This is a genomic window from Streptomyces sp. NPDC094147 (assembly GCF_044764265.1).
GTDB lineage: Bacteria > Actinomycetota > Actinomycetes > Streptomycetales > Streptomycetaceae > Streptomyces.
The window spans coordinates 284,550-305,409 of sequence record NZ_JBIWHT010000004.1; the positions used below are offsets into that span (position 1 = coordinate 284,550).

General features: G+C 72.6%; 21 protein-coding genes and 5 tRNA genes. 17 read left to right on the forward strand and 9 right to left on the reverse strand.

From position 1 onward, the window contains the following. Positions 1 to 37: 37 nt before the first annotated feature. Together ACIQ8J_RS10375 and ACIQ8J_RS10380 are read left to right on the forward strand one after the other, a co-directional pair. A complete protein-coding gene (locus ACIQ8J_RS10375; RefSeq protein ID WP_403266609.1) occupies positions 38 to 532 on the forward strand; it encodes a sigma-70 family RNA polymerase sigma factor in 495 nt (164 codons plus the stop codon). Between the two features lie 37 nt (positions 533 to 569). Continuing rightward, positions 570 to 1,073 (forward strand): GNAT family N-acetyltransferase, encoded by a 504-nt coding sequence (locus tag ACIQ8J_RS10380; RefSeq protein ID WP_403266111.1) that lies wholly within the window; start codon positions 570 to 572, stop codon positions 1,071 to 1,073. Between the two features lie 17 nt (positions 1,074 to 1,090). Here ACIQ8J_RS10380 and ACIQ8J_RS10385 read toward each other — a convergent pair whose 3' ends face one another. Next, the gene (locus ACIQ8J_RS10385; protein WP_403266114.1) at positions 1,091 to 1,507 is read right to left on the reverse strand and encodes a hypothetical protein; all 417 of its coding nucleotides are present in this window, start codon (positions 1,505 to 1,507) and stop codon (positions 1,091 to 1,093) included. Positions 1,508 to 1,509: 2 nt separating this feature from the next. Next, entirely contained in the window at positions 1,510 to 1,869 is a 360-nt protein-coding gene (locus ACIQ8J_RS10390) for a hypothetical protein (protein ID WP_403266117.1), read from the reverse strand. A 71-nt stretch (positions 1,870 to 1,940) separates the two neighbouring features. On the opposite strand from ACIQ8J_RS10390, the gene ACIQ8J_RS10395 reads away from it, so the two are divergent. From ACIQ8J_RS10395 to ACIQ8J_RS10435, 9 genes are all read left to right on the forward strand, one after another. After that, positions 1,941 to 2,588 carry an HAD-IA family hydrolase gene (locus ACIQ8J_RS10395; RefSeq protein WP_403266120.1) on the forward strand — a complete coding sequence of 216 codons (648 nt, stop codon included), beginning with the start codon at positions 1,941 to 1,943 and terminating at the stop codon, positions 2,586 to 2,588. Between the two features lie 375 nt (positions 2,589 to 2,963). Next, positions 2,964 to 4,004 carry a methionine ABC transporter ATP-binding protein gene (locus ACIQ8J_RS10400; protein ID WP_403266123.1) on the forward strand — a complete coding sequence of 347 codons (1,041 nt, stop codon included), beginning with the start codon at positions 2,964 to 2,966 and terminating at the stop codon, positions 4,002 to 4,004. Next, positions 4,001 to 4,669: a methionine ABC transporter permease gene (locus ACIQ8J_RS10405; protein WP_403266125.1), complete on the forward strand. Its 669-nt coding sequence runs from the start codon at positions 4,001 to 4,003 to the stop codon at positions 4,667 to 4,669. The genes ACIQ8J_RS10400 and ACIQ8J_RS10405 overlap by 4 nt, the downstream gene beginning before the upstream one ends. A 69-nt stretch (positions 4,670 to 4,738) precedes the next feature. After that, positions 4,739 to 5,602: a MetQ/NlpA family ABC transporter substrate-binding protein gene (locus ACIQ8J_RS10410; RefSeq protein WP_403266128.1), complete on the forward strand. Its 864-nt coding sequence runs from the start codon at positions 4,739 to 4,741 to the stop codon at positions 5,600 to 5,602. 191 nt (positions 5,603 to 5,793) lie between these two features. Further along, positions 5,794 to 6,450: a GNAT family N-acetyltransferase gene (locus ACIQ8J_RS10415; protein ID WP_403266131.1), complete on the forward strand. Its 657-nt coding sequence runs from the start codon at positions 5,794 to 5,796 to the stop codon at positions 6,448 to 6,450. A gap of 158 nt (positions 6,451 to 6,608) precedes the next feature. Further along, a complete protein-coding gene (gene cbiE, locus ACIQ8J_RS10420) occupies positions 6,609 to 7,823 on the forward strand; it encodes a precorrin-6y C5,15-methyltransferase (decarboxylating) subunit CbiE (protein ID WP_403266133.1) in 1,215 nt (404 codons plus the stop codon). A gap of 335 nt (positions 7,824 to 8,158) precedes the next feature. Then, positions 8,159 to 11,464 carry a nicotinate-nucleotide--dimethylbenzimidazole phosphoribosyltransferase gene (gene cobT / locus ACIQ8J_RS10425; RefSeq protein ID WP_403266136.1) on the forward strand — a complete coding sequence of 1,102 codons (3,306 nt, stop codon included), beginning with the start codon at positions 8,159 to 8,161 and terminating at the stop codon, positions 11,462 to 11,464. 167 nt (positions 11,465 to 11,631) lie between these two features. Next, the gene (cobA, locus tag ACIQ8J_RS10430; RefSeq protein ID WP_403266139.1) at positions 11,632 to 12,852 is read left to right on the forward strand and encodes a uroporphyrinogen-III C-methyltransferase; all 1,221 of its coding nucleotides are present in this window, start codon (positions 11,632 to 11,634) and stop codon (positions 12,850 to 12,852) included. 64 nt (positions 12,853 to 12,916) lie between these two features. Beyond that, a complete protein-coding gene (locus ACIQ8J_RS10435) occupies positions 12,917 to 13,735 on the forward strand; it encodes a TrmH family RNA methyltransferase (protein WP_403266142.1) in 819 nt (272 codons plus the stop codon). 87 nt (positions 13,736 to 13,822) lie between these two features. Here the strand turns inward: ACIQ8J_RS10435 and ACIQ8J_RS10440 are convergent, their stop codons facing one another. Continuing rightward, entirely contained in the window at positions 13,823 to 15,025 is a 1,203-nt protein-coding gene (locus ACIQ8J_RS10440) for a protein kinase (RefSeq protein ID WP_403266612.1), read from the reverse strand. Between the two features lie 200 nt (positions 15,026 to 15,225). On the opposite strand from ACIQ8J_RS10440, the gene ACIQ8J_RS10445 reads away from it, so the two are divergent. Both ACIQ8J_RS10445 and ACIQ8J_RS10450 read left to right on the forward strand, forming a co-directional pair. Then, on the forward strand, positions 15,226 to 15,504 hold the full coding sequence (locus ACIQ8J_RS10445; RefSeq protein ID WP_403266145.1) for a hypothetical protein: 279 nt from the start codon (positions 15,226 to 15,228) through the stop codon (positions 15,502 to 15,504). A gap of 200 nt (positions 15,505 to 15,704) precedes the next feature. Further along, positions 15,705 to 15,914 carry a hypothetical protein gene (locus ACIQ8J_RS10450; protein WP_403266148.1) on the forward strand — a complete coding sequence of 70 codons (210 nt, stop codon included), beginning with the start codon at positions 15,705 to 15,707 and terminating at the stop codon, positions 15,912 to 15,914. 230 nt (positions 15,915 to 16,144) lie between these two features. Here ACIQ8J_RS10450 and ACIQ8J_RS10455 read toward each other — a convergent pair. From ACIQ8J_RS10455 to ACIQ8J_RS10475, 5 genes are all read right to left on the reverse strand, one after another. After that, positions 16,145 to 16,219: transfer RNA gene (locus tag ACIQ8J_RS10455), tRNA-Val, on the reverse strand. Between the two features lie 45 nt (positions 16,220 to 16,264). After that, positions 16,265 to 16,336, reverse strand: a tRNA-Val gene (locus ACIQ8J_RS10460). 45 nt (positions 16,337 to 16,381) lie between these two features. Next, a tRNA-Val gene (locus ACIQ8J_RS10465) sits at positions 16,382 to 16,453 on the reverse strand. A gap of 1 nt (position 16,454) precedes the next feature. Continuing rightward, positions 16,455 to 16,528 (reverse strand) — tRNA-Cys (locus ACIQ8J_RS10470). Positions 16,529 to 16,567: 39 nt separating this feature from the next. After that, positions 16,568 to 16,640: transfer RNA gene (locus tag ACIQ8J_RS10475), tRNA-Gly, on the reverse strand. Between the two features lie 191 nt (positions 16,641 to 16,831). Between ACIQ8J_RS10475 and ACIQ8J_RS10480 the strand changes: the two genes are divergently transcribed. The 3 genes from ACIQ8J_RS10480 to ACIQ8J_RS10490 are packed head-to-tail and all read left to right on the forward strand — an operon-like array spanning position 16,832 to position 19,585. Then, entirely contained in the window at positions 16,832 to 17,887 is a 1,056-nt protein-coding gene (locus ACIQ8J_RS10480) for a chorismate-binding protein (protein WP_403266151.1), read from the forward strand. Continuing rightward, positions 17,888 to 18,709: an aminotransferase class IV gene (locus ACIQ8J_RS10485; protein ID WP_403266154.1), complete on the forward strand. Its 822-nt coding sequence runs from the start codon at positions 17,888 to 17,890 to the stop codon at positions 18,707 to 18,709. A gap of 42 nt (positions 18,710 to 18,751) precedes the next feature. Then, positions 18,752 to 19,585, forward strand: a complete 834-nt coding sequence (locus ACIQ8J_RS10490) for a GNAT family N-acetyltransferase (protein WP_403266157.1) — start codon at positions 18,752 to 18,754, stop codon at positions 19,583 to 19,585. 1 nt (position 19,586) lies between these two features. Here ACIQ8J_RS10490 and ACIQ8J_RS10495 read toward each other — a convergent pair whose 3' ends face one another. Next, a complete protein-coding gene (locus tag ACIQ8J_RS10495; RefSeq protein ID WP_403266160.1) occupies positions 19,587 to 20,105 on the reverse strand; it encodes a DsbA family protein in 519 nt (172 codons plus the stop codon). Positions 20,106 to 20,246: 141 nt separating this feature from the next. Between ACIQ8J_RS10495 and ACIQ8J_RS10500 the strand changes: the two genes are divergently transcribed. Further along, entirely contained in the window at positions 20,247 to 20,696 is a 450-nt protein-coding gene (locus ACIQ8J_RS10500) for a hypothetical protein (RefSeq protein WP_403266163.1), read from the forward strand. Positions 20,697 to 20,860 lie beyond the last annotated feature (164 nt).

Here is a 20,860-nt window from a genome sequence, read left to right on the forward strand (position 1 = left end):
GGAAACCGCGTTCCGCGGCGGGCGCGTCCCGCCCGGCATGGATCTCGTCACAGCGCTCAGCCCGCTCCTCGCCGCCGAGGCCGCGGCCGAGGCACCCGGCACCGGAGTCGACGCCGCCGACCTCGAACAGGCCGTCTGGGTACGGCTCCTGGAACAGCACCCGGCGGACCCGGCGCGCTGGGTCCGCACCGCCGTACGGGCCGAGGCGCGCCGCGCCCGCCGGCTCCGGCGCCACGAGCGGCCGTACGGCAGCGAACCCGCCGCCGACCCGGACCCCGGGCCCGAACTCGCCGCCATCACCGCCGAGCGGCGCCGCATCCTGCACGCGGCGGTCGGCCGCACCCCCGGCAACTGCCCCCGCCTGCTCGCCGCGCTGCTCTCGCCGGACGACCCCACCTACCGGGAAATCGCAGGGGAGTTGGATATCTCACAGGGCAGCCTGGGGCCGATGCGTTCCCGTTGCCTGGGATGCCTGCGCAGAATGCTGGCGGCGGAGGTTGCGGCTCCTGAACGCGGGGGAAAGGAGCGATAGACAACCGGGGGACCAGTTGAGCGGGAGGCATGCACACATGGGCATGAGCGTGACCATCTCTGCGGCCGGCGCACAGGATGCCGAGCAGATACTGAAGCTGCAGTACCTGTGTTACCAGAGCGAGGCCGAGCTCTACGGCGACTACTCGATCGAGCCCCTGACGCAGACCCTGGAGGGACTGCGGGCCGAACTCTCCACGGGATACGCCCTGGTGGCCCGGCTCGGCGACGAGGTGGTGGCCTCCGTGCGCGGCAGCGTCGACGCGTCGGGCACCGGCCGGATCAACAAGCTCATCGTCCATCCCCGGATGCAGGGGCACGGCCTGGGCGGCCGCCTCCTGGACGCCATCGAGGGCCACTTCGCGGCGGAGCTCGCCGCCAAGCGCTTCCAGCTCTTCACGGGCCACCGCAGCGAGTCGAACCTGCGGCTGTACCGCAAGCACGGTTACGCGACCGTCGCCACGGAGTCGGTGAGCGCTCGCCTGTCCCTGATCACCCTCGAAAAGGACGCGGCACCCCAGCAGTTCGCGGCCAGCGCCTAGCCGACCGTCTCAGCTGGTCAGCGCTTGGCCTTGCGCAGCCAGAGCATGCCGAGCACCGGCAGGATCACCGGGATGAACAGGTAGCCCATGCCGTAGTCCGACCACACCGTCGCGTCCGGGAAGGCGGAGGCGTCGGCCAGGGTCCATGTCCCCACCGTCACAACGAAGAGGAGCTCCGCCGCGCAGCACACCAGCGCTGCCCGGCGGGCCTTCTCGCCGCCGCGTACGAGCGAGTACGTGATGAAGCCGTAGACGCAGGCCGCGATCGCCGACAGCACGTACGCCAGCGGCGCCTTGCCGAAGTCCATGATCATCTGGACGATCGAGCGGGACGCCGCGGCCACGGTGAACACCCCGTAGAACCAGACGAGCACCCGGCCGGGCCCGGAGCCGAGCTTCGGGGCGGGCGTGGTGTCAGTGGCGGACTCGGTCACGGTCAGCCTCCCCAGATGTCGTAGAGACGCACTTCGAGCACGGCCAGCACCACGGCGCCCGCCGACACCGTCACCGAACCCCACTTGGTCCGCTCGGAGAGCGAGAGGAACCCCGCCGCCGGGACGGCCGCGAAGGCGCCGGCCAGATACGCGATGAAGATCGCCGTGCCCTGCGCGGGCTTCTCGCCGCGGCCGAGCTGCACCAGACCGATCACCAGCTGGGCCAGCGCGAGGACGGTGACCACGGCCATGCCGATGAAGTGCCAGTCCTTGGTGGGCTGGTCCCGGTATGCGGCGAATCCGCACCAGGCAGCGAGGGCGAGCGCGGCGGCGGAGACCGCGACCGTCAGGGCGTCGAGCATGGGGACGAGGGTATTACGGGCCGAAAGGCCCGATGCGCTCACCCCCACCCCCGCACGTAGGGTCGGGAGGCATGAAGATCCACGCTGACGCCCTGCTGTTCGACAACGACGGAACACTCGTCTCCTCCATCGAGTCCGTCACCCGCTGCTGGACCCGCTGGGCGCGGGAGTACGGGATCACCGCCGAGGATTTCGCCCGGGTCGAGCTGCACGGCCGCCCCGCGATCGAGATAGTCGCCGACCTGCTGCCCGCCGATGTCGTACCGGCCGCCCTGGCCCGGATCGAGGAGCTGGAGGTCGAGGACGTCGCCGGGGGAGTCGTGCTGCTGCCCGGCACCGCCGACCTGCTCGCCTCGCTCCCCGCCGACCGCTGGGCCGTGGTCACCTCGGCCACCGGCAGGCTGGCCGAGGCCCGGCTCGGCGAGGCCGGCATCAGCCCCAAGCACCTGGTCTCCGCCGACGACGTCACCCGGGGCAAGCCCGACCCCGAGCCCTTCCTGCTCGCGGCGGCCCGCCTCGGCGTGGACCCGGCGCGCTGCGTGGTGTTCGAGGACGCCCCGGCGGGGCTCGCCGCCGGCCGCGCGGCGGGCATGACGACCGTGGCCTTGACCACAACGCACCGGGCCGGGGAGCTCGTCGCCGACGTGCTCGTGAGCGACCTCTCGGCCGTGTCCGTGCAGGTCACGAACGATGGCGTGGAGATCGTCACGGCCGGCTGAGCCTGTCCGCGACCGTCCGTATGGCGATCCAGGGATGTCCGCTATTCGGACATCCCTGATTCGTTCCCGTCCGGTTCTGCTTTACTTGCCGCATGACCACGACGAGCAGCCGCACCCTTGCGACCGAGGCGATGATGACGCCCGGTGCTCGTTGTATGTGTCGAATGTGCGCCTTCTGAGGGCCCCCGCCTGAGCCTCGCGCCCCGAAGCGAGACCCGTCGGCCGCGCCCGAATCCGTACCAGCACACGGATCCGGCCTGCCCCCGCGCACACCGTGCCCCCGGTACCCACCGATGAGGCCGAGCCGCGCCCCGAACACGTTTGCCCCGTGCCCGGCATACCCCGCGCCGTGCACTCGACAGTGACGGAAATCCTGTGATCACCACAACGGGCCTGACCAAGGTCTACCAGTCGCGCGGACGAGATATCACCGCGCTCGACGGCGTCGACCTGCACGTCCGCGAGGGCGAGGTGTACGGCGTCATCGGCCAGAGCGGCGCCGGCAAGTCCTCCCTCATCCGCTGCGTCAACCTCCTTGAGCGACCCACCTCCGGCACGGTCACGGTCGACGGCGTCGACCTCACCGCGCTGGCCGGCCGCGGCCGGCGGGCCGGCAAGGACCTGCGCCGGGCCCGCTCCCGCATCGGCATGGTCTTCCAGCACTTCAACCTGCTGTCCGCGCGCACCGTTCAGGACAACATCGAGCTGCCCCTGGAGATCCTCGGCGTCTCCGGCAACGAGCGCTCCCGCAAGGCCCTCGAACTGCTCGACCTGGTGGGCCTCGCCGACAAGGCCAAGGCCTACCCCGCGCAGCTCTCCGGCGGCCAGAAGCAGCGCGTCGGCATCGCCCGCGCCCTGGCCGGCGACCCCAAGGTGCTGCTCTCCGACGAGGCGACCAGCGCCCTCGACCCGGAGACCACCCGCTCGATCCTCCAGCTCCTGCGCGACCTCAACCAGCAGCTCGGCCTCACCGTCCTGCTCATCACGCACGAGATGGACGTCGTGAAGACGATCTGCGACTCGGCCGCTCTGATGAAGAAGGGCAAGGTCGTGGAGTCCGGCACGGTCAGCGAACTGCTCGCCACCCCCGGCTCCGAGCTCGCCGCCGAACTGTTCCCGGTGAGCGGCGCGGCCTCCGGCCCCGAGCGCACCGTCATCGACGTCACCTTCCACGGCGAGGCCGCCACCCAGCCGGTCATCTCCCAGCTGGCGCGCACGTACAACATCGACATCTCGATCCTGGGTGCCGCCATGGACACCGTCGCCGGCAAGCAGATCGGCCGTATGCGGATCGAACTGCCCGGCCGTTACGAGGACAACGTGGTCCCGGTCGGCTTCCTGCGCGAGCAGGGCCTCCAGGTGGACGTGGTGGACGACAGCCAGGCGCTCGACCTGGTCGAGGAAGGTGCCAAGTGAGCTGGTCGGAGATGCAGCCGCTGCTGTCGCAGGGAACGTACGACAGCTTCTACATGGTGCTGTGGGCGACCGTCGTCACCATCGGGCTCGGGCTGCCGCTCGGTGTGCTCCTTGTCCTCACCGACAAGGGCGGGCTGCTCCAGAACCATCCGGTGAACAAGGTCATCGGCGTGATCGTGAACATCGGCCGCTCGCTGCCCTTCATCATCCTGCTGATCGCCCTGATCCCCTTCACCACCTGGGCCGTCGGCACCTTCATCGGCCCCAGCGCCATGATCGTGCCGCTCTCCATCGGTGCGATCCCGTTCTTCGCGCGGCTCGTGGAGACCGCGGTCCGCGAGGTCGACCACGGTCTCGTGGAGGCCGTCCAGTCCATGGGCGGCGGCATCCCCACCATCGTGTGGAAGGTGCTGCTCCCGCAGGCCCTGCCCTCCCTCGTCTCGGCCGTCACCACCACCGTGATCACCCTGGTCAGCTACTCCGCGCTGGCCGGCGCGGTCGGCGGCGGCGGGCTCGGCTCGGTCGCCATCACCTACGGCTACCAGCGCTTCGAGACCACCTTCATGCTCATCACCGTGGCGATCCTGATCGTGATCGTCACCGTCATCCAGCTGCTCGGCGACGGCGTCGTCCGCCTCCTCGCCCGCCGCGGCCGGACCTCCTGAACTTTCCTTCCCAGGGCCCGCACTCCTTGTCCGGGCGACCCACCGCACCACCAGAAAGAGGCACTTTTCGTGCGTAAGAACACCAAGATCACCGCTGCCGCCCTCGCCACCGCCGCGCTCGCCGTCGGCCTCACCGCCTGCGGCTCCTCCTCCGACCCGAAGCCGGCCGCCAAGGTGGACGGCGCCAAGGCCGACGAGTCGAAGGCGCTGGTCGTCGCCGCGTCCCCGACCCCGCACGCCGACATCCTGAAGTTCGTCAAGGACAACCTGGCGGCCAAGGCCGGACTCAAGCTGGAGGTGAAGGAGTTCACCGACTACGTCCTGCCGAACACCGCCACCGAGCAGGGCCAGGTCGACGCCAACTTCTTCCAGCACAAGCCCTACCTGGACGACTTCAACAAGAAGAACGGCACCCACATCGTGCCGGTCGTCAACGTGGAGCTGGAGCCGCTCGGCGTCTACTCCCACAAGGTCAAGTCGCTCAAGGACCTGACGTCCGGTCAGACCATCGCCGTCCCCAACGACACCACCAACGAGGGCCGCGCGCTCCAACTGCTCGCCGCCAACGGCCTGATCACCCTGAAGGACGGCGCGGGCGCCGGGGCCAAGCTCTCCGACATCAAGGACAGCAAGGGCCTGAAGTTCAAGGAGCTGGAGGCCGCGACGCTGCCCCGCGCCCTGAACGACGTCGACGCCGCGGTCATCAACGGCAACTACGCCATCGAGGCCGGCCTGAAGCCGGCCAAGAACGCCCTCGCCCTGGAGAAGGCGGACGGCAACCCCTACGCCAACTTCCTCGCGGTCAAGCAGGGCAACGAGAACGACCCGCGCATCCAGAAGCTCGCCAAGCTCCTGAACTCCGACGAGGTCAAGAAGTTCATCACCGACAAGTACGCGGGCTCGGTCATCCCCGCGTTCGGCGCCGCCAAGTAGCGCTCCCGGCACGGCAGTACGGAGGTCCCGGACGCCCCCAGGGTGCCCGGGGCCTTTGTCGCGAGGCGCACCCGGCCATGTGCCTCGCGGGCCCGATGCTGCATGCTGTGCCTTTACGGTCCTTTACGGCCGACGGTCCCCGAGAGCCCCACGGCCCTCACGGGCACCACGGCCTCACGGCGGTCCACGGCATGGAGCGGCACATGACTACCCCCCTTCCGGTGTTCCCGGACATCTCCATCAGCACGGACCGGCTGGTGCTGCGCCCCTTCGAAGACGCCGACGTCCCCGCGCTCATCGAGATGATGAACGACGAGCAGACCGTCGCCTGGACCTCGGTGCCCCACCCCTACACCGCCCGCGACGCCGAGGACTGGGTCCGCCACATCGCCCCCGGCGAACGCACCGCGGGCCGAGGAATCGTTCTGGCGGTCACCGAGTTCCTCACCCAGCGCCTCGTCGGCATCGTCCACCTCCAGAAGACCAACTGGCGCACCCTGGCCACCGAGATCGGCTATGTCGTGGGGCCCTGGGCGCGCGGCGAGGGCTACGCCACCGAGGCCGTGCTCGCCACCGCCCAATGGCTGTTCGGGGACCAGCGGTTCGAGCGCCTGGAGCTGCGCACCGCCGCCGACAACACCGCCTCCCAGCAAGTCGCGCAGAAGATCGGCTGCATCAGCGAGGGCGTACTGCGCAACGCCTGGATAGCGCGGACCCAGACGGAGGACGGGGGCTGGACGGACTTCCGCACCGACCTCATCGTGTGGAGCCTGCTCCCGGAGGACCTCGACGGCGTCGTCGACCAGTTCGCGGACGCCGGATACGCCTCCTTCACCGACTGGAACTGACCGGACACGCCCCCGGGTGACCGGGGCAGGGCCGCTCCACCGACGGGATCCGGCCCGCGCCCGCCGACCGGAACGGAAATCCGCGGCTACCCTCGATCCGTACCCGGCGCATCCGCCGGGCTGTCCCGACCTGCGACGACATCTGGAGACTGACGACGATGGCCGACCGCGTCACGGTGATCGGCTGGGACGGCTCGCCGCTCACCGCCGCGGCCACCTCCGCGCTCTCCGCGGCCACCCTGGTGGCCGGCGCCGCACACCACCTCGCGCTCCCCGAAGTACCGGCCGGCGCCGAGCGCATCCGGCTCGGCAGCGTGAGCCTGGCCGCCCGCCGCATCGCCGGACACCGCGGGAGCGCGGTCGTCCTCGCCGACGGCGACCCCGGCTTCTTCGGCGTCGTACGCACCCTCCGGGCGCCCGAGCACGGCCTGGAGGTCGAGGTCGTGCCCGCCGTCTCCGCCGTCGCCGCCGCCTTCGCGCGGGCCGGAATGCCCTGGGACGACGCCCAGATCGTCGTCGCCCACTCCCGCACGCTGCGCCGCGCCGTCAACGTCTGCCGCGCCCACCCCAAGGTCGCCGTCCTCACCTCGCCCGGGGCCGGCCCCGCCGAACTCGCGCTGCTCCTCGACGGCGTCCACCGCACCTTCGTCATCTGCGAGGAACTCGGCAGCGACCGCGAGCGGGTCACCGTCCTCACCTCCGAGAACGCCGCCGACCACGCCTGGCGCGACCCCAACGTCGTCATCGTCCTCGGCGGCGGCCCGGCGACCGAGGGCGACGGCTGGCTCGCCGGACCCGCCCCCGGGTACCCCTCCGCGCTGCGCGGCTGGGCGCTGCCCGCCCGCGAGTACGGCGCCGGGCTCGGCGTCGGCGAGTCCACCGAGCTGCGCGCCGCCCAACTCGCCAGGCTCGGCCCGCGCATCGGCGACCTCGTCTGGGACATCGGCTGCGGCAGCGGCGCGCTGGCCGCCGAGGCGGCCCGGTTCGGCGCCGCCGTGATCGCCGTCGACGACGACGCGGAGGCCTGCGCGCGTACCGAATCCGCCGCCCGCCGCCTCGGAGTTCAGGTCCAGGTCGTGCGCGGCAGGGCCCCCCACGTCCTGGAGTCGCTGCCCGAGCCCGACGTCGTGCGCGTCGGAGGCGGGGGCGCGGCCGTCGTGGAGGCCTGCGCGGATCGCAGGCCGGAGCGCATCGTGACGCACGCGGCCACCCGCGACGAGGCCGAGGCCGTGGGCGCCGCGCTGAGCGCCGGCGGTTACGAAGTCGAGTGCGCGCTCCTCCAATCGGTCGACCTCGACACGAGCGCCTGGTCGGAGCGCGAACGCTCGGTCGTCTTCCTGCTCTCCGGAAGGCGGAAGGAAAGATCCCCGTGACCCCTTCGGCGCGTCGCGGGGGGTAGGCTGGCCGATCGTTGTACCGCACCCGGCCGTTCGGCGCTCCGCTCGCCAATGTCCGGGACAGGGAGCCGCTTTGGAACCCCGTTCGCGGTACGGCACATCCGGGGGACGCGCAACGTGGCGCAGCCCACACGGTCCGTGGCCGAGACTGACCGCCACGGCGGCGAAGGCCCGCCACAATGCATGGTGTCGTTGACGCCTGCGGGCCGTTCGCACCGCGCGGCGCACACGTTCTGAGCGACGGGTGCCGCCCAGCGTGTGCGGTCCCGGGCGCAGGCCGAAGGAGCACTACAGATGGGCAAGGGGTACGCATGACTGACACCGGCCAGGTCCCGGGCGAGGGACTGCCGGAGAACGCAGGCATGGTGGAACAGCCGGGCGCCCCCGCTCCCGGCGCCTACACCTTCCTCGATCCCGCAGACAACTCGGCGAACGCCGCGGAAGACGACGATCTGCTGCTGATGCCGGGCGCCCAAGGCGCCTGGATCGACCCGCAGTCCGCGCCCGCGCCGGTCACCGCCCAGGTGCCGCCCGTACCGGCCGCCGCCGAACCCGGCGCGCACGAGACCGGCGGCCGCGACACCGGCTCCGTCGATTTCGGTGGCGTACGGGTCGCGGCCCAGGCGCCCGCCGGGGCGACCCCGCCCGCCCGCCGCCCGCTCCACCTCGGCCCGCAGGTGCCGGACGCCTCGGCCGGTGTCGTACGCTCCCTCGCGGACCGGGGCCCGGCCGCCGGTACGCCCGTGAACCCGGTGCCGGTGCGCAACCCCGGACCGCCGACCGCAGGCCCCGAGTACCTCGATGTCCCGCGCGAGGAGCCCGCGGCCCAGCTGCCCGGACCGCAGCTCGGAGAGATCCCGCAGGCCGGGATGGCATGGACGCCTCAGCAGCGTTCCGCGCCCCACGCGTCACTCAACACCCCCATGCCCCCTGCAGAAACGGTCGTCCCGGAGGACTTCGCGGTGCGGGCACAGGTTCCGGCCGTTCAGCCGCAGCCCGCCGAACAGTCCGCCCAGCCCGCGGGGCAGCCCGTCGCGCAGCCCGCGCTGCTCGTGGACCAGCTCGTCGCCCAGCAGGCGGCTCAGCAGCCCGTTCAGCCGCAGCCGGTGGGCCAGTTCGTGCCGGTCGACGGCACGGTCCCGACCACCCCCCATCTCTCGCCCGCGCCGGCCCAGGCCGCTCCCGCGCCGGAGGCGCCGGGTCCGCAGGAAGTCCAGCAGCAGGTCCCCGAGCCCGTCGCGGTCCCCGCTCAGCCGGAGCCGGTCGCTCCGATCGCGGTCGAGCCGGTCACCCCCGAGGTCCCCGCTCCGGCTCCGGCCGCCCAGCCCGTGGCCGCCGAGCCGGTCGCCGCCGGACCGATCGTGGTCGAGCCGATCGTGGTCGGACCCGCCCCCGTCGAGCCGGTCGCGGCACAGCCCGTCGCCGAGGCCGTACCCCCGCAGCCGGTGGCGGCCGAGCCCGCGCCCGTCGAAGCCCCGGCCGCCCAGCCCGAGCCGGTCGCGGTGGCGCAGACCCCGGCGCCCGCGCCGGTCGCCGCCGTGCCCGTGCCGGAGGCCGTGGCCGAGGAGCAGGCGCCGCAGCCGGTGGCCGAGCCCGCGCCCGAGCTGCCCCGGCCCGTGGCCGAGGCTCCCGCGGCTGCCGTCGCCGAGCCGGTCCAGGCCCCCGAGCCCGTACGCGTACCGCGACAGGGGCAACCCGCGCCGGTCGCCGAACCGGCCGCGCGGGCAACCCCCGAAGCCCCGACCGCGGTCGAAGAGGCGCTCGAAGTGATCGCCGCGCCGCAGCCCGCCTCCGAGCAGGAGCCGGTCGCCGAACCCGCGACCGGGTCGTCGGCGCCCGCCGACGCCGAGGAGTCGGCCGAGATCATCGAGGCCCCCGAGCAGACGCCCGCCGCCCCCGGGTACGACGACGCCGAGCGCGAGGCCGTGCTGCGCGTCATGCGCGAACGCCGCGACATCCGCAACGGCTTCCGAGGCGACCCCATCCCGCACGAAGTGCTGCTCCGCGTCCTGGAGGCGGCCCACACGGCGCCCTCCGTCGGCCACTCGCAGCCCTGGGACTTCGTGGTCATCCGGTCCGCCGAGACCCGCCGCACCATGCACGAACTCGCCCAGCGCCAGCGCGAGGCGTACGCCAAGTCGCTGCCCAAGGGCCGGGCCAAGCAGTTCAAGGAACTGAAGATCGAGGCCATCCTCGAAACCCCGGTGAACATCGTGGTCACCGCGGACCCGACGCGCGGCGGCCGGCACACCCTGGGCCGGTACACCCAGCCGCAGATGGCCCCGTACTCCTCGGCGCTCGCCGTCGAGAACCTGTGGCTCGCCGCCCGCGCCGAAGGCCTCGGCGTCGGCTGGGTCTCCTTCTTCGACGAGCGCGAGATGGTCCGCGCCCTCGGCCTGCCCGAGCACCTCGAAGTCGTCGCCTACCTCTGCGTCGGCTACGTCGACGAGTTCCCGGACGAGCCCGAGCTGATGCAGGCGGGCTGGTCCAAGCGCCGTCCGCTGTCCTGGGTCGTCCACGAGGAGACGTACGGCCGCCGCGCGCTGCCCGGCGAGGACCCGCACGACCTCCTTGAGGAGACCGTCGCCAACATCCGCCCGCTGGACGCCAAGGCGCTCGGAGAGGCGTGGGAGCGCCAGAAGCGGATGACGAAGCCCGCGGGCGCGCTCGGCATGCTGGAGATCATCTCCGCGCAGCTGGCCGGCCTCTCGCGCAAGTGCCCGCCGCCGATCCCGGAGCCGGCCGCCGTCGCGATCTTCGCGGGCGACCACGGCGTGCACGCGCAGGGCGTCACCCCCTGGCCCCAGGAAGTCACCGGCCAGATGGTCGCCAACTTCCTCGGCGGCGGCGCGGTCTGCAACGCCTTCGCCAACCAGGTCGGGGCCGAGGTCTGCGTCATCGACGTGGGTGTCGCCTCCGAACTCCCGGCCACGCCGGGCCTGTTGCCCCGCAAGGTGCGACCGGGCACCGCCGACATGACGACCGGTCCCGCGATGACCCGCGAGGAAGCCGTCGCCGCGATCGAGGTCGGCATCGAGACCGCTCGCGACCTCGTGGCAGCGGGCAACAAGGCGCTCCTCACCGGCGAGATGGGCATCGCCAACACCACGGTGTCGGCCGCCCTCATCTCCCTGTACACGGGCGTCGACCCCGCCGAGGTCACCGGCCGCGGCACCGGCATCAACGACGAGACGCACGCCCGCAAGGTCGACGTCGTACGCCGCGCGCTCGACCTCCACCAGCCGGACCCGGCCGACCCGATCGGCGTACTCGCCGCGGTCGGCGGCCTGGAGCACGCGGCCCTGGTCGGCTTCCTGCTCGGCGGTGCCTCACTGCGTACGCCCGTGATCCTCGACGGCGTCAGCACGGGAGCGGCCGCCCTGGTCGCCCGCGCGATCGCGCCCGAGGTGCTGTCCGCCTGCATCGCGGGCCACCGCAGCGCCGAGCCCGGCCACGTCGCGGCCCTCAACAAGCTGGGCCTGCGCCCGCTGGTCGACCTGGACCTGCGCCTCGGCGAGGGCACGGGCGCCCTGCTCGCCCTCCCGGTGGTGCAGAGCGCGGCCCGCGCGATGCACGAGGTGGCGACGTTCGACTCGGCGGGCGTCACCGAGAAGTAGCCCGTACGCACAGGCAGGGGCCGGGGCGCTGACCCCGGCCCCTGCCCGTGCCGCCCCACCCGCTCGCCCCTTAGGCTGTCCCGCGGGATCGCGTACCCCTCCCACCAGCCGCTTCACCGCCGCAGCGGCCCACCTCACGCAAGCCCCGCCCGAGGAGCACCGCCGCCATGGTCGAACACCCCGCGTACCCCGTAGGCCTCCGCCTCACCGGCCGCCGAGTCGTCGTCATCGGCGGCGGCCAGGTCGCCCAGCGCCGCCTCCCGGCCCTGATCGCCGCCGGGGCCGACGTCACGCTGATCTCCCCGAGCGCCACCCCCTCGGTCGAGGCGATGGCCGACGCGGGCGAGATCGGCTGGGTGCGCCGCCGCTACCAGGACGGCGACCTGGCGGATGCCTGGTACGCCCTGGTCGCGACCGCCGACGCCGAGGCCAACGACCGGGTCTCCGCCGAGGCCGAGGCCCACCGCGTCTGGTGCGTACGCTCCGACGACGCGAGCGCCGCCACCGCCTGGACCCCGGCCACTGGCCGCTCCGAGGGCGTGACGGTCGCCGTACTCACCACCGACACCCCCGACCCGCGCCGCAGCGCCGCCATCCGCGACGCGGTCGTGGAGGGCCTGCGCGACGGCACCCTGGTCGCCCCGCAGCAGCGCACCCGCACCCCGGGCGTCGCGCTGGTCGGCGGCGGGCCCGGCGACCCGGACCTGATCACGGTGCGCGGCCGCAGGCTGCTCGCCGAGGCGGACGTGGTGATCGCCGACCGGCTCGGCCCCCGCGACCTCCTCGACGAACTCCCGCCGCACGTCGAGGTGATCGACGCCGCGAAGATCCCGTACGGCCGGTTCATGGCCCAGGAGGCCATCAACAACGCGCTGATCGAGCACGCCAAGGCGGGCAAGGCGGTCGTCCGGCTCAAGGGCGGCGACCCCTACGTCTTCGGCCGCGGCATGGAAGAGCTCCAGGCGCTCGCCGAGGCCGGCATCGCCTGCACGGTGGTGCCCGGCATCTCCAGCTCCATCTCGGTACCGGGCGCCGCCGGGATCCCGGTCACGCACCGGGGCGTGGCTCATGAGTTCACCGTGGTCAGCGGCCATGTGGCACCGGACGACCCGCGCTCGCTGGTCGACTGGAAGTCGCTGGCCCAGCTGCGCGGCACGCTCGTGATCCTCATGGGCGTCGACAAGATCGGCGCGATCGCGCGGGCGCTCATCGCGCACGGCAAGAACCCGGACACCGCCGTCGCGCTCGTCCAGGAGGGCACCACGGCCGCCCAGCGCCGCGTGGACGCCACCTTGGCGACCGTCGGCGAGGTCGCCAGGGCCGAGGAAGTGAAGCCCCCGGCCGTGATCGTCATCGGCGATGTCGTCACCGTGAACCCGCGCCCGTAACCACCGGTAACGGATCTCCGTCCCAGCCGTTGGCACCACACCCAGGACAAGGCAGTATCACCCTGTGGCTGATCTCATCACCATCGAGGACCCCGACGACCCCCGTCTGCGCGACTACACGGGCCTGACCGACGTGGAGCTGCGGCGCCGCCGCGAACCCGCCGAAGGCCTCTTCATCGCCGAGGGCGAGAAGGTCATCAGACGCGCCAAGGACGCCGGCTACGAGATGCGCTCGATGCTGCTCTCGGCCAAGTGGGTCGACGTCATGCGGGACGTCATCGACGAGCTCCCGGCGCCGGTGTACGCGGTCAGCCCCGACCTCGCCGAGCGTGTCACCGGCTACCACGTGCACCGCGGCGCGCTCGCCTCCATGCAGCGCAAGCCGCTGCCGGCCGCCGAGGAACTCCTCACCACCGCCCGCCGGGTGGTCGTCATGGAGGCGGTCAACGACCACACCAACATCGGCGCGATCTTCCGCAGCGCGGCCGCCCTCGGCATGGACGCGGTCCTGCTCTCACCGGACTGCGCCGACCCGCTGTACCGGCGCTCGGTGAAGGTGTCGATGGGCGCGGTCTTCTCGGTCCCGTACGCCCGCCTGGAATCGTGGCCCAGGGGCCTGGACGCGGTGCGCGAGGCCGGGTACCGGCTGCTCGCGCTGACCCCCGACGAGAAGGCCTCCAGCATCGAGGACGCCGCCCCGCACAAGCTCGACAGGGTGGCCCTGATGCTGGGCGCGGAGGGCGACGGCCTGTCCCGGCAGGCCCTGGTCGCGGCCGACGAGTGGGTACGCATCCCGATGGCCCACGGCGTCGACTCGCTCAACGTGGGCGCGGCGGCCGCCGTCGCCTTCTACGCGGTGGCGACGGGCCGGCCGACGGCCTGAGGGTCGCGCGCCCTGAAGGGGCGCGGGGAACTGCGCGACCGGCCACCGACGGCCCGCAGCCCAAAATCAACGCTCCCGGCAGAACGCTCAGAACTGCTTGACCGCGGCAATTCCCAACAGCACGATCAACGTCACCAGCACGAAAACGGTGAGCCGCTGCCGAAGCAGCCGAGGGTTGGCGGGCCGCAGCCCGCCGCCGGAGGTGCGCGCTCCGGGCCGCGTCCCCGGACGCCCCCCCGGACGGGACGCGTTGCTGCGCGGCCCACCAGGACGCGAGCCACCCGTGCGCGGCGCCGAGCCGCCCGTGCGGGGCCCGGACCGGGACACCGGCGCTCCGGTGCTCCGGCCGCCCTGGGTGTACGGCTGGGTGCGCTCGTCGAGCCGCCCGGTGGGCCGGTCCAGCTCGACGCGCTCGCGCTGCGCCGGAGGACGTACGTCCGGAGCCGCCGGGTGGCCGTGCAGACCGCCCTGGGCCTCCCGGGCGGCGATCTCCTTGAGCCGCATCGACAGCTGGAGCGTGCTGGGGCGCTCCTCGGGATCCTTCGCCAGACAGGCCCGCACCAGCGGCGCCAGCGCGTCCGGCACCCCGCGCAACTGCGCCTCCTCGTGCACCACGCGGTAGAGCATCACCTCGGAACTGCCGTGCCCGAAGGGCGAGTCGCCCATCGCGGCGTACGCCAGCGTCGCGCCCAGCGAGAAGACGTCGGTGGCCGGCGTGACCGCGGCGCCGCGCACCTGCTCTGGCGCGAGGAAGCCGGGGGAGCCGACGGCCGTGCCGACATGGGTGAGCGTGGAGGCGCCGGTCGCCCAGGCGATCCCGAAGTCGATGATCCTGGGCCCCTTCGGGGACAGCAGGATGTTGGACGGCTTGAGGTCCCGGTGGACGACCCCTGCCTCGTGCACGGCGACCAGGCCCTCGGACAGCGCGGCGCCGATCGCGGCGGCCTCGGCGGCCGTCAACGGGCCCTCCTCGGCGACCTTGTCGTGCAGGGAGGGCCCGGGGACGTACTGCGTCGCGAACCAGGGCCGCTCCGCCTCCAGATCGGCGGCGACCAGCCGGGCCGTGCAACCGCCCCGGATCCGCCGCGCCGCGGAGACCTCACGGGCGAACCGGGACCTGAACTCCTGGTCCTCGGCGAGATCGGGCCGGATCACCTTCAGCGCCACCCGCTGCCCGCGCCGGTCGGAACCGAGGTACACGACCCCCATGCCGCCCGCGCCGAGACGCCGGTGAAGCCTGAACGAGCCGACGACACGCGGGTCCTCGCGCCGGAGCCGCATCATCGCCATTTTCATCCCCGCTGCCAGTCCTGTTGACGTGGCACAGCTTACGTACCCGCCGCCCGGTGTGCTCATAGGCCGCGCCCTCGCGGGCCGGGCGATTGTCAGTGCCGGGTGGGAAACTTGAAGAGTGGTCAGCAGGCCGCGGATCCATGGCTGCTGACCCGTGCGAGATCTCAACGGTCCGTCGCAGAAGGGGGTTTGGATCAATGAAGGGTGACCGCGTGGAGATAGTGGTGGACGCGGGAGACACGACCCGGACGTACGAAGTGGTGGCCAGCAGGGCGGGGCGCAGGGTGGAGACGGCGGTCCGTCGCGGGGTGGTGGAAGTGAGCGAAGTCACGCGCAGCGGCACGGTCGTGCGCACGGCCCGCTTCATGGCCACCCGGGTGCTCGCCCTGGTCGAGCAGCCCGTCCCCAGGGAGGACGCGGGGGAGGCGGAGACCCGCGCCCAGTCCCGACCCCTCCGGGAAGACCCCAAGGCCTAGGGGTCCCGTCTCCACCCAGGGGAGTACGTCCAAGGGGGAGGGCTCATCCCCTGGGAGGCCCGCAGATAGGTACGAGGGCATGACGTCCTGAGCCGCGCGGATCCCTACTGTTGAAGTCAAGCGGCGGGTGGAGCACTCGTCCCCCGAGGTCAGACACCCGCCGCTGCCAACCGCACCAATGAATCGAACAGGAGAGGACCATGGCGGACACGGCTGCGCGGACGAACATCCGCACGCAGGGACGCAGGGCGTACAGCGCCGCGTTCGGTGCCCGCCGTTCCGGTCCGCGCCACCCCCTGGTGGCGACGGCCATGGTCCTTCCCCTGGCGGCCCTGCTCGTAGTCGTCTTCGGCGGCTGGGACGCGGTGGTCACACAAGCGTCGTCCGTGGGCGTGATGCTGGGGCGCTGAGCGGCGCCCCGGACCCGGTAGAGCGGACCGGGTCGGGGACATCCGGCCATTTCAGCCCCGTGGGGACGGGGGTGCGGCGGACGGCAGTAGAAGGCGTTGCCCGATCGGCTGGGGAGCCGGTCGGGCAACGCCTTTTGCACGTACGGGAGTTGGTCCTCACTTACGGTACGGGCGTCGGGCCCACCAGAACGACAGAACCCCCGGCCTTCGAGAAGGCCGGGGGTTCCGGTTGGTGCGCGATACTGGGATTGAACCAGTGACCTCTTCCGTGTCAGGGAAGCGCTCTCCCGCTGAGCTAATCGCGCGGGACGGTCCCAAACCCGCTGGACCGGTTACTTCGTGTTACTGCGTGCGCGATACTGGGATTGAACCAGTGACCTCTTCCGTGTCAGGGAAGCGCTCTCCCGCTGAGCTAATCGCGCGGGACGGTCCCAAACCCGCTGGACCGGTTACTTCGTGTTACTGCGTGCGCGATACTGGGATTGAACCAGTGACCTCTTCCGTGTCAGGGAAGCGCTCTCCCGCTGAGCTAATCGCGCCTGGAGGTGGAGACGGGATTTGAACCCGTGTAGACGGCTTTGCAGGCCGTTGCCTCGCCTCTCGGCCACTCCACCAGGAGTGCATATGGGGGTCCGGGAAGATCCCCCACATCGAGCGGACGACGAGATTCGAACTCGCGACCCTCACCTTGGCAAGGTGATGCTCTACCAACTGAGCCACGTCCGCTTGTCGTTTCCGTTTCGCTTGCGCGTCCCGGCGACGTGTTGAACTCTAGCGGATTCCCGGGCCAGTACAAAAACGCGTTTGTGCAGCGTGCTGCGTTACGCCTGGTGGGCGCGCGGGCCGGGGTCCGGGCGACTGTTCGCCTCCCGGCCACTCAGGGGCACCCCGCCCGCACCGGCCATAGACTCGCACCCGTGCCCGACCTCGCTCCTCTGGCCCGCTTCGGCGGCCTCGTCGCCTCGGACCTGCGTGATGTCACCAGCGACCCCGAGGCCCTGGACTCCACCGGCTTCTGGGCCGTCTCCGCCGACTTCGAGGGCCGCCTCGTCTGCGCCCGCTTCGGGGACGTCCGTACGCAGCCGGTGCCCGCGCCCGTCCCCGGTGCCTGGCGCGGGCCCGCCGCGGCCGACTGGACCTCCTCCCTCGACCGCGCCGCGTACACGGCGGGCGTACGCCGCATCCGGGAGCACATCGCGGCCGGCGAGGTCTACCAGGCGAACCTCTGCCGCGTCCTGACCGCGCCGCTGCCCGACCCGGCGGCGGCCGATGCGGACGCGCTCACCGCGCTGCTCGCCCGGGGCAACCCCGCGCCCTACGCGGGAACGATCCGGCTGCCCGCGCACGGCGTGGAGATCGCGACCGCCTCGCCCGAACTGTTCCTGCGGCGCACGGGGCGGATCGTGGAGTCCGGGCCCATCAAGGGGACCGGGCGGACCGCGGCGGACCTCCTGGAGAAGGACCACGCCGAGAACGTGATGATCGTCGACCTCGTCCGCAACGACCTGGGGCGGGTCTGCGCCACCGGTTCGGTGACCGTGCCGGAGCTCTGCGCGGTCGAGGAGCACCCCGGTCTCGTCCACCTCGTCTCCACCGTGCGCGGCGAACTGGAGCAGGGCGCCGGGTGGCGGGAGCTGTTCCGCGCCACGTTCCCGCCGGGCTCGGTCACCGGGGCGCCCAAGTCCAGCGCGCTGCGGATCATCGAAGCCCTGGAGACCGCGCCCCGCGGCCCCTACTGCGGCGGCATCGGCTGGGTCGACGCCGACCGGCGCCGGGGCGAGCTCGCCGTCGGTATACGAACGTTCTGGATCGACCGGGGGCTCGGCGTGCTGCGCTTCGGCACCGGGGCGGGCATCACCTGGGGTTCGGACCCAGGGCGCGAGTGGGAGGAGACCGAGCTGAAGGCCTCGCGGCTGCTCGCGGTAGCGTCGGGTGCCCCTGTCCACGGCGGGCACATCGGAAGGACCGCGTAAATGCAGATCTGGGTCAACGGCGCACTGCGGGGCGCCGACGCCGCGCAGGTGTCCGTCCTCGATCACGGGCTCACCGTGGGCGACGGCGTCTTCGAGACGGTGAAGGCGGTACACGGGCGGACCTTCGCGCTCACCCGCCATCTGGACCGGCTGACCCGCTCGGCCCGCGGCCTCGGCCTGCCCGACCCGGACCTCCACGAGGTGCGGCGCGCCTGCGCGGCCGTCATCGAGGCGAACCCGATGCCGCTCGGCCGGCTGCGCATCACCTACACCGGCGGGCTCTCGCCGCTCGGCTCCGACCGGGGCGATGCGGGGCCGACCCTGGTCGTCGCGCTCGGCGAGAGCGCGCGCCGCCCCGACACCACCGCCGTGATCACCGTCCCGTGGACCCGCAACGAGCACAGCGCCGTCGCGGGCCTGAAGACCACGTCGTACGCCGAGAACGTCGTCGCCCTCGCGAAGGCGCACCGCCAGGGTGCCTCCGAGGCCCTCTTCGCGAACACCGCGGGGCAGCTCTGCGAGGGCACCGGCTCCAATGTCTTCGTGGTGATCGACGGGCAACTGCACACCCCGCCGCTCGCCTCGGGCTGCCTCGGCGGGATCACCCGCGCGCTGACCGTCGAATGGACCGGGGCGCAGGAGACCGCACTGCCGCTGGACGTCCTGGGGTGCGCCGAGGAGATCTTCCTGACGTCCACGCTGCGCGATGTGCAGGCCGTGCACCGCGTCGACGGGCGGGTGTCGATCCAGGTGCCCGGTCCGGTCACCGCGAAGGCCATGCGGATCTTCGATGAGCGGGCGGGTTCCGATCTGGACCCGTAAAAGCCGGTGACGCGCGGCCCCGCGGCAGGTACAACGGCCTTGATGACCACCACCATTCGGCCGACCGAGCCGCTCCAGCAGGGCGCCGACGGCGCCAAGTCGCGTACGTACGACGTGTGTGTGAACAGCCGACGCGTCGGACGGATCCGGATCGCCACCGACGCCCGGTTCGGGGCCGCCGTGGGCCGGATCGACGGTCTGTGGATCGATGAGGCCGACCGCGGGCGCGGGCGCGGCACCGTCGCCGCCCTCGCCGCCGAGGAAGTGCTGCGCGGCTGGGGCTGCGGCCAGGTCACCCTCTCGGTGCCCGCGGACGCGGACGCGGCGCTGCGGATGGCCGGTGCGCTCGGCTACGTCGAACGCAGCCGGAACATGGTCAAGCAACTCCCGCCCACAGCGCCCGAGTTGCCCGCCGGGACGGCCGGGCGGCCCATGCGGGCGGACGAGTTCGAGGTGTGGGAGCGCGCGGACGCCGAGAGCTTCGCGCGGAGCTGGATCGAGCGCGGTGTGCCCGAGGCGCAGGCGCGGGCGAGGGCCGCCGGGGAGCACCGCAGGCTGCTGCCCGACGGCCTCGCCACCGCCGGGGCCCGGTTCCTGGTCCTGGAGGACCGGGGGAGCCCGGTCGGGAGCGTGTGGGTGGGCCGGAGCCCGGTGCCCGCGGAGGGCGCCTACGTCTTCGACGTCAGGGTCGCGCCGGAGCACCGCGGCCGGGGCCACGGCCGTTCGCTGATGCTGCTCGCGCAAGGCGTGGCCCTGGCCGACGGGGCGGACACGCTGGCGCTGCACGTCTTCGCGGGCAACACCCCGGCGCTGCGCCTCTACGAGTCGCTGGGCTACCGGCCCACCCGGTACCACCAGTACAAGAGCCTGCTCTGAGCTACTGGGCGAGCAGCCGGTCCGCGATCTCCTCGACGCGGGCGCGCAGCCCGTCCTGGCTCTTGCCGCCGTCGAGCCGCTCGTCGCCGATGACGTAAGTCGGAGTGCCGGTCACCCCGATCGCCTTGCCCTCCGCCTGGTCCGCGTCGACGATCAGGATGTGCCGCCCGTCGATGAGGGCGGTGTCGAACTCGTCGGCGTCCAGGCCGAGTTCGCCCGCCGTCTCCACCAGGACGCGCTCGCCCTGCTCGGCGAGGCGTTCGGTGCGGGCGAGCACGGCCTCCACGTACGGCCAGCCCCGGCCCTGCTCGAAGGCCTCCTCGGCGGCCTGGGCCGCGGCGAAGGCGTGCTTGTGCTTCTCCAGCGGGAAGTGCCGCAGCCGGATGTCGAGGCGGTCGCCGTAGCGGGCGCGCAGCGCGCGGATGTCGTCGAGGGCGGTACGGCAGTCGGGGCACTGCAGCTCGCACCACACGTCGAGGACGACGGGGGCCGCGGTGCTGCCGGAGGTGGTGTCGCTCATGGGGCCAGTCTTCCAGCAACCGGGACCTGGGGAGGATCTGGCCCCGGAGATCTCCCTGAGGTCGGGGCGCACCGTGGCCCGCCGGCCGGGTTCCGGTGCAGGATGGAAGGAAGCCATACCCCCCATGCCTGGAGGAACCGGATGCTTGCCGAGACCGTCTGCTCCGCCGCGTCCGCGGCCGGACTGGGCATCGCTGCCGTCACGGCGTACCGCAAGCGCTTCCTCGCGGCCACGCGCATCGCCGCCTACTCGCTGGTCCCCGTCGGTCTCGTCATGACCGGCGTCGTGCAGTGGGTGTCCGGCATCGTCTTCAAGCCGAGTGTGTGGATCGGCTTCGGGCTGCTCGGGGTCGCCTGGCTGCTGTTCATGACGACCCGCGCCATCGAGCGGCGCGGCGGCGGCACCCGCAGGGAACGCAGGGCCGCCGCGGCGGCCGCCCAGCGCGAAGCGGTCGCCCCGGCCGCCTCCGCCCCCTCGCTCGGCGCCGGCCGTGCGCCGGCCGCCCAGCCCGTACCGCAGGCCAAGGCGAAGCCCGCCGCGAGCGAGGACTTCAGCGACATCGAGGCGATCCTCAAGAAGCACGGCATCTGAGAGAGCGCGGCAGCTGACCCGGAGCTTCCCGGGAAGGGGCGCGGGGGGGGGGGGGGGGCCCCCCCCCGCCCGGGGGGGGGGGGGCGCCCAAAAACAACCGAAATGAGCAGCGGTTTTGGGGGGTGGTTTTTTAAAGAGGGGGGGGGGGGTGGTCAAAGGCCCCC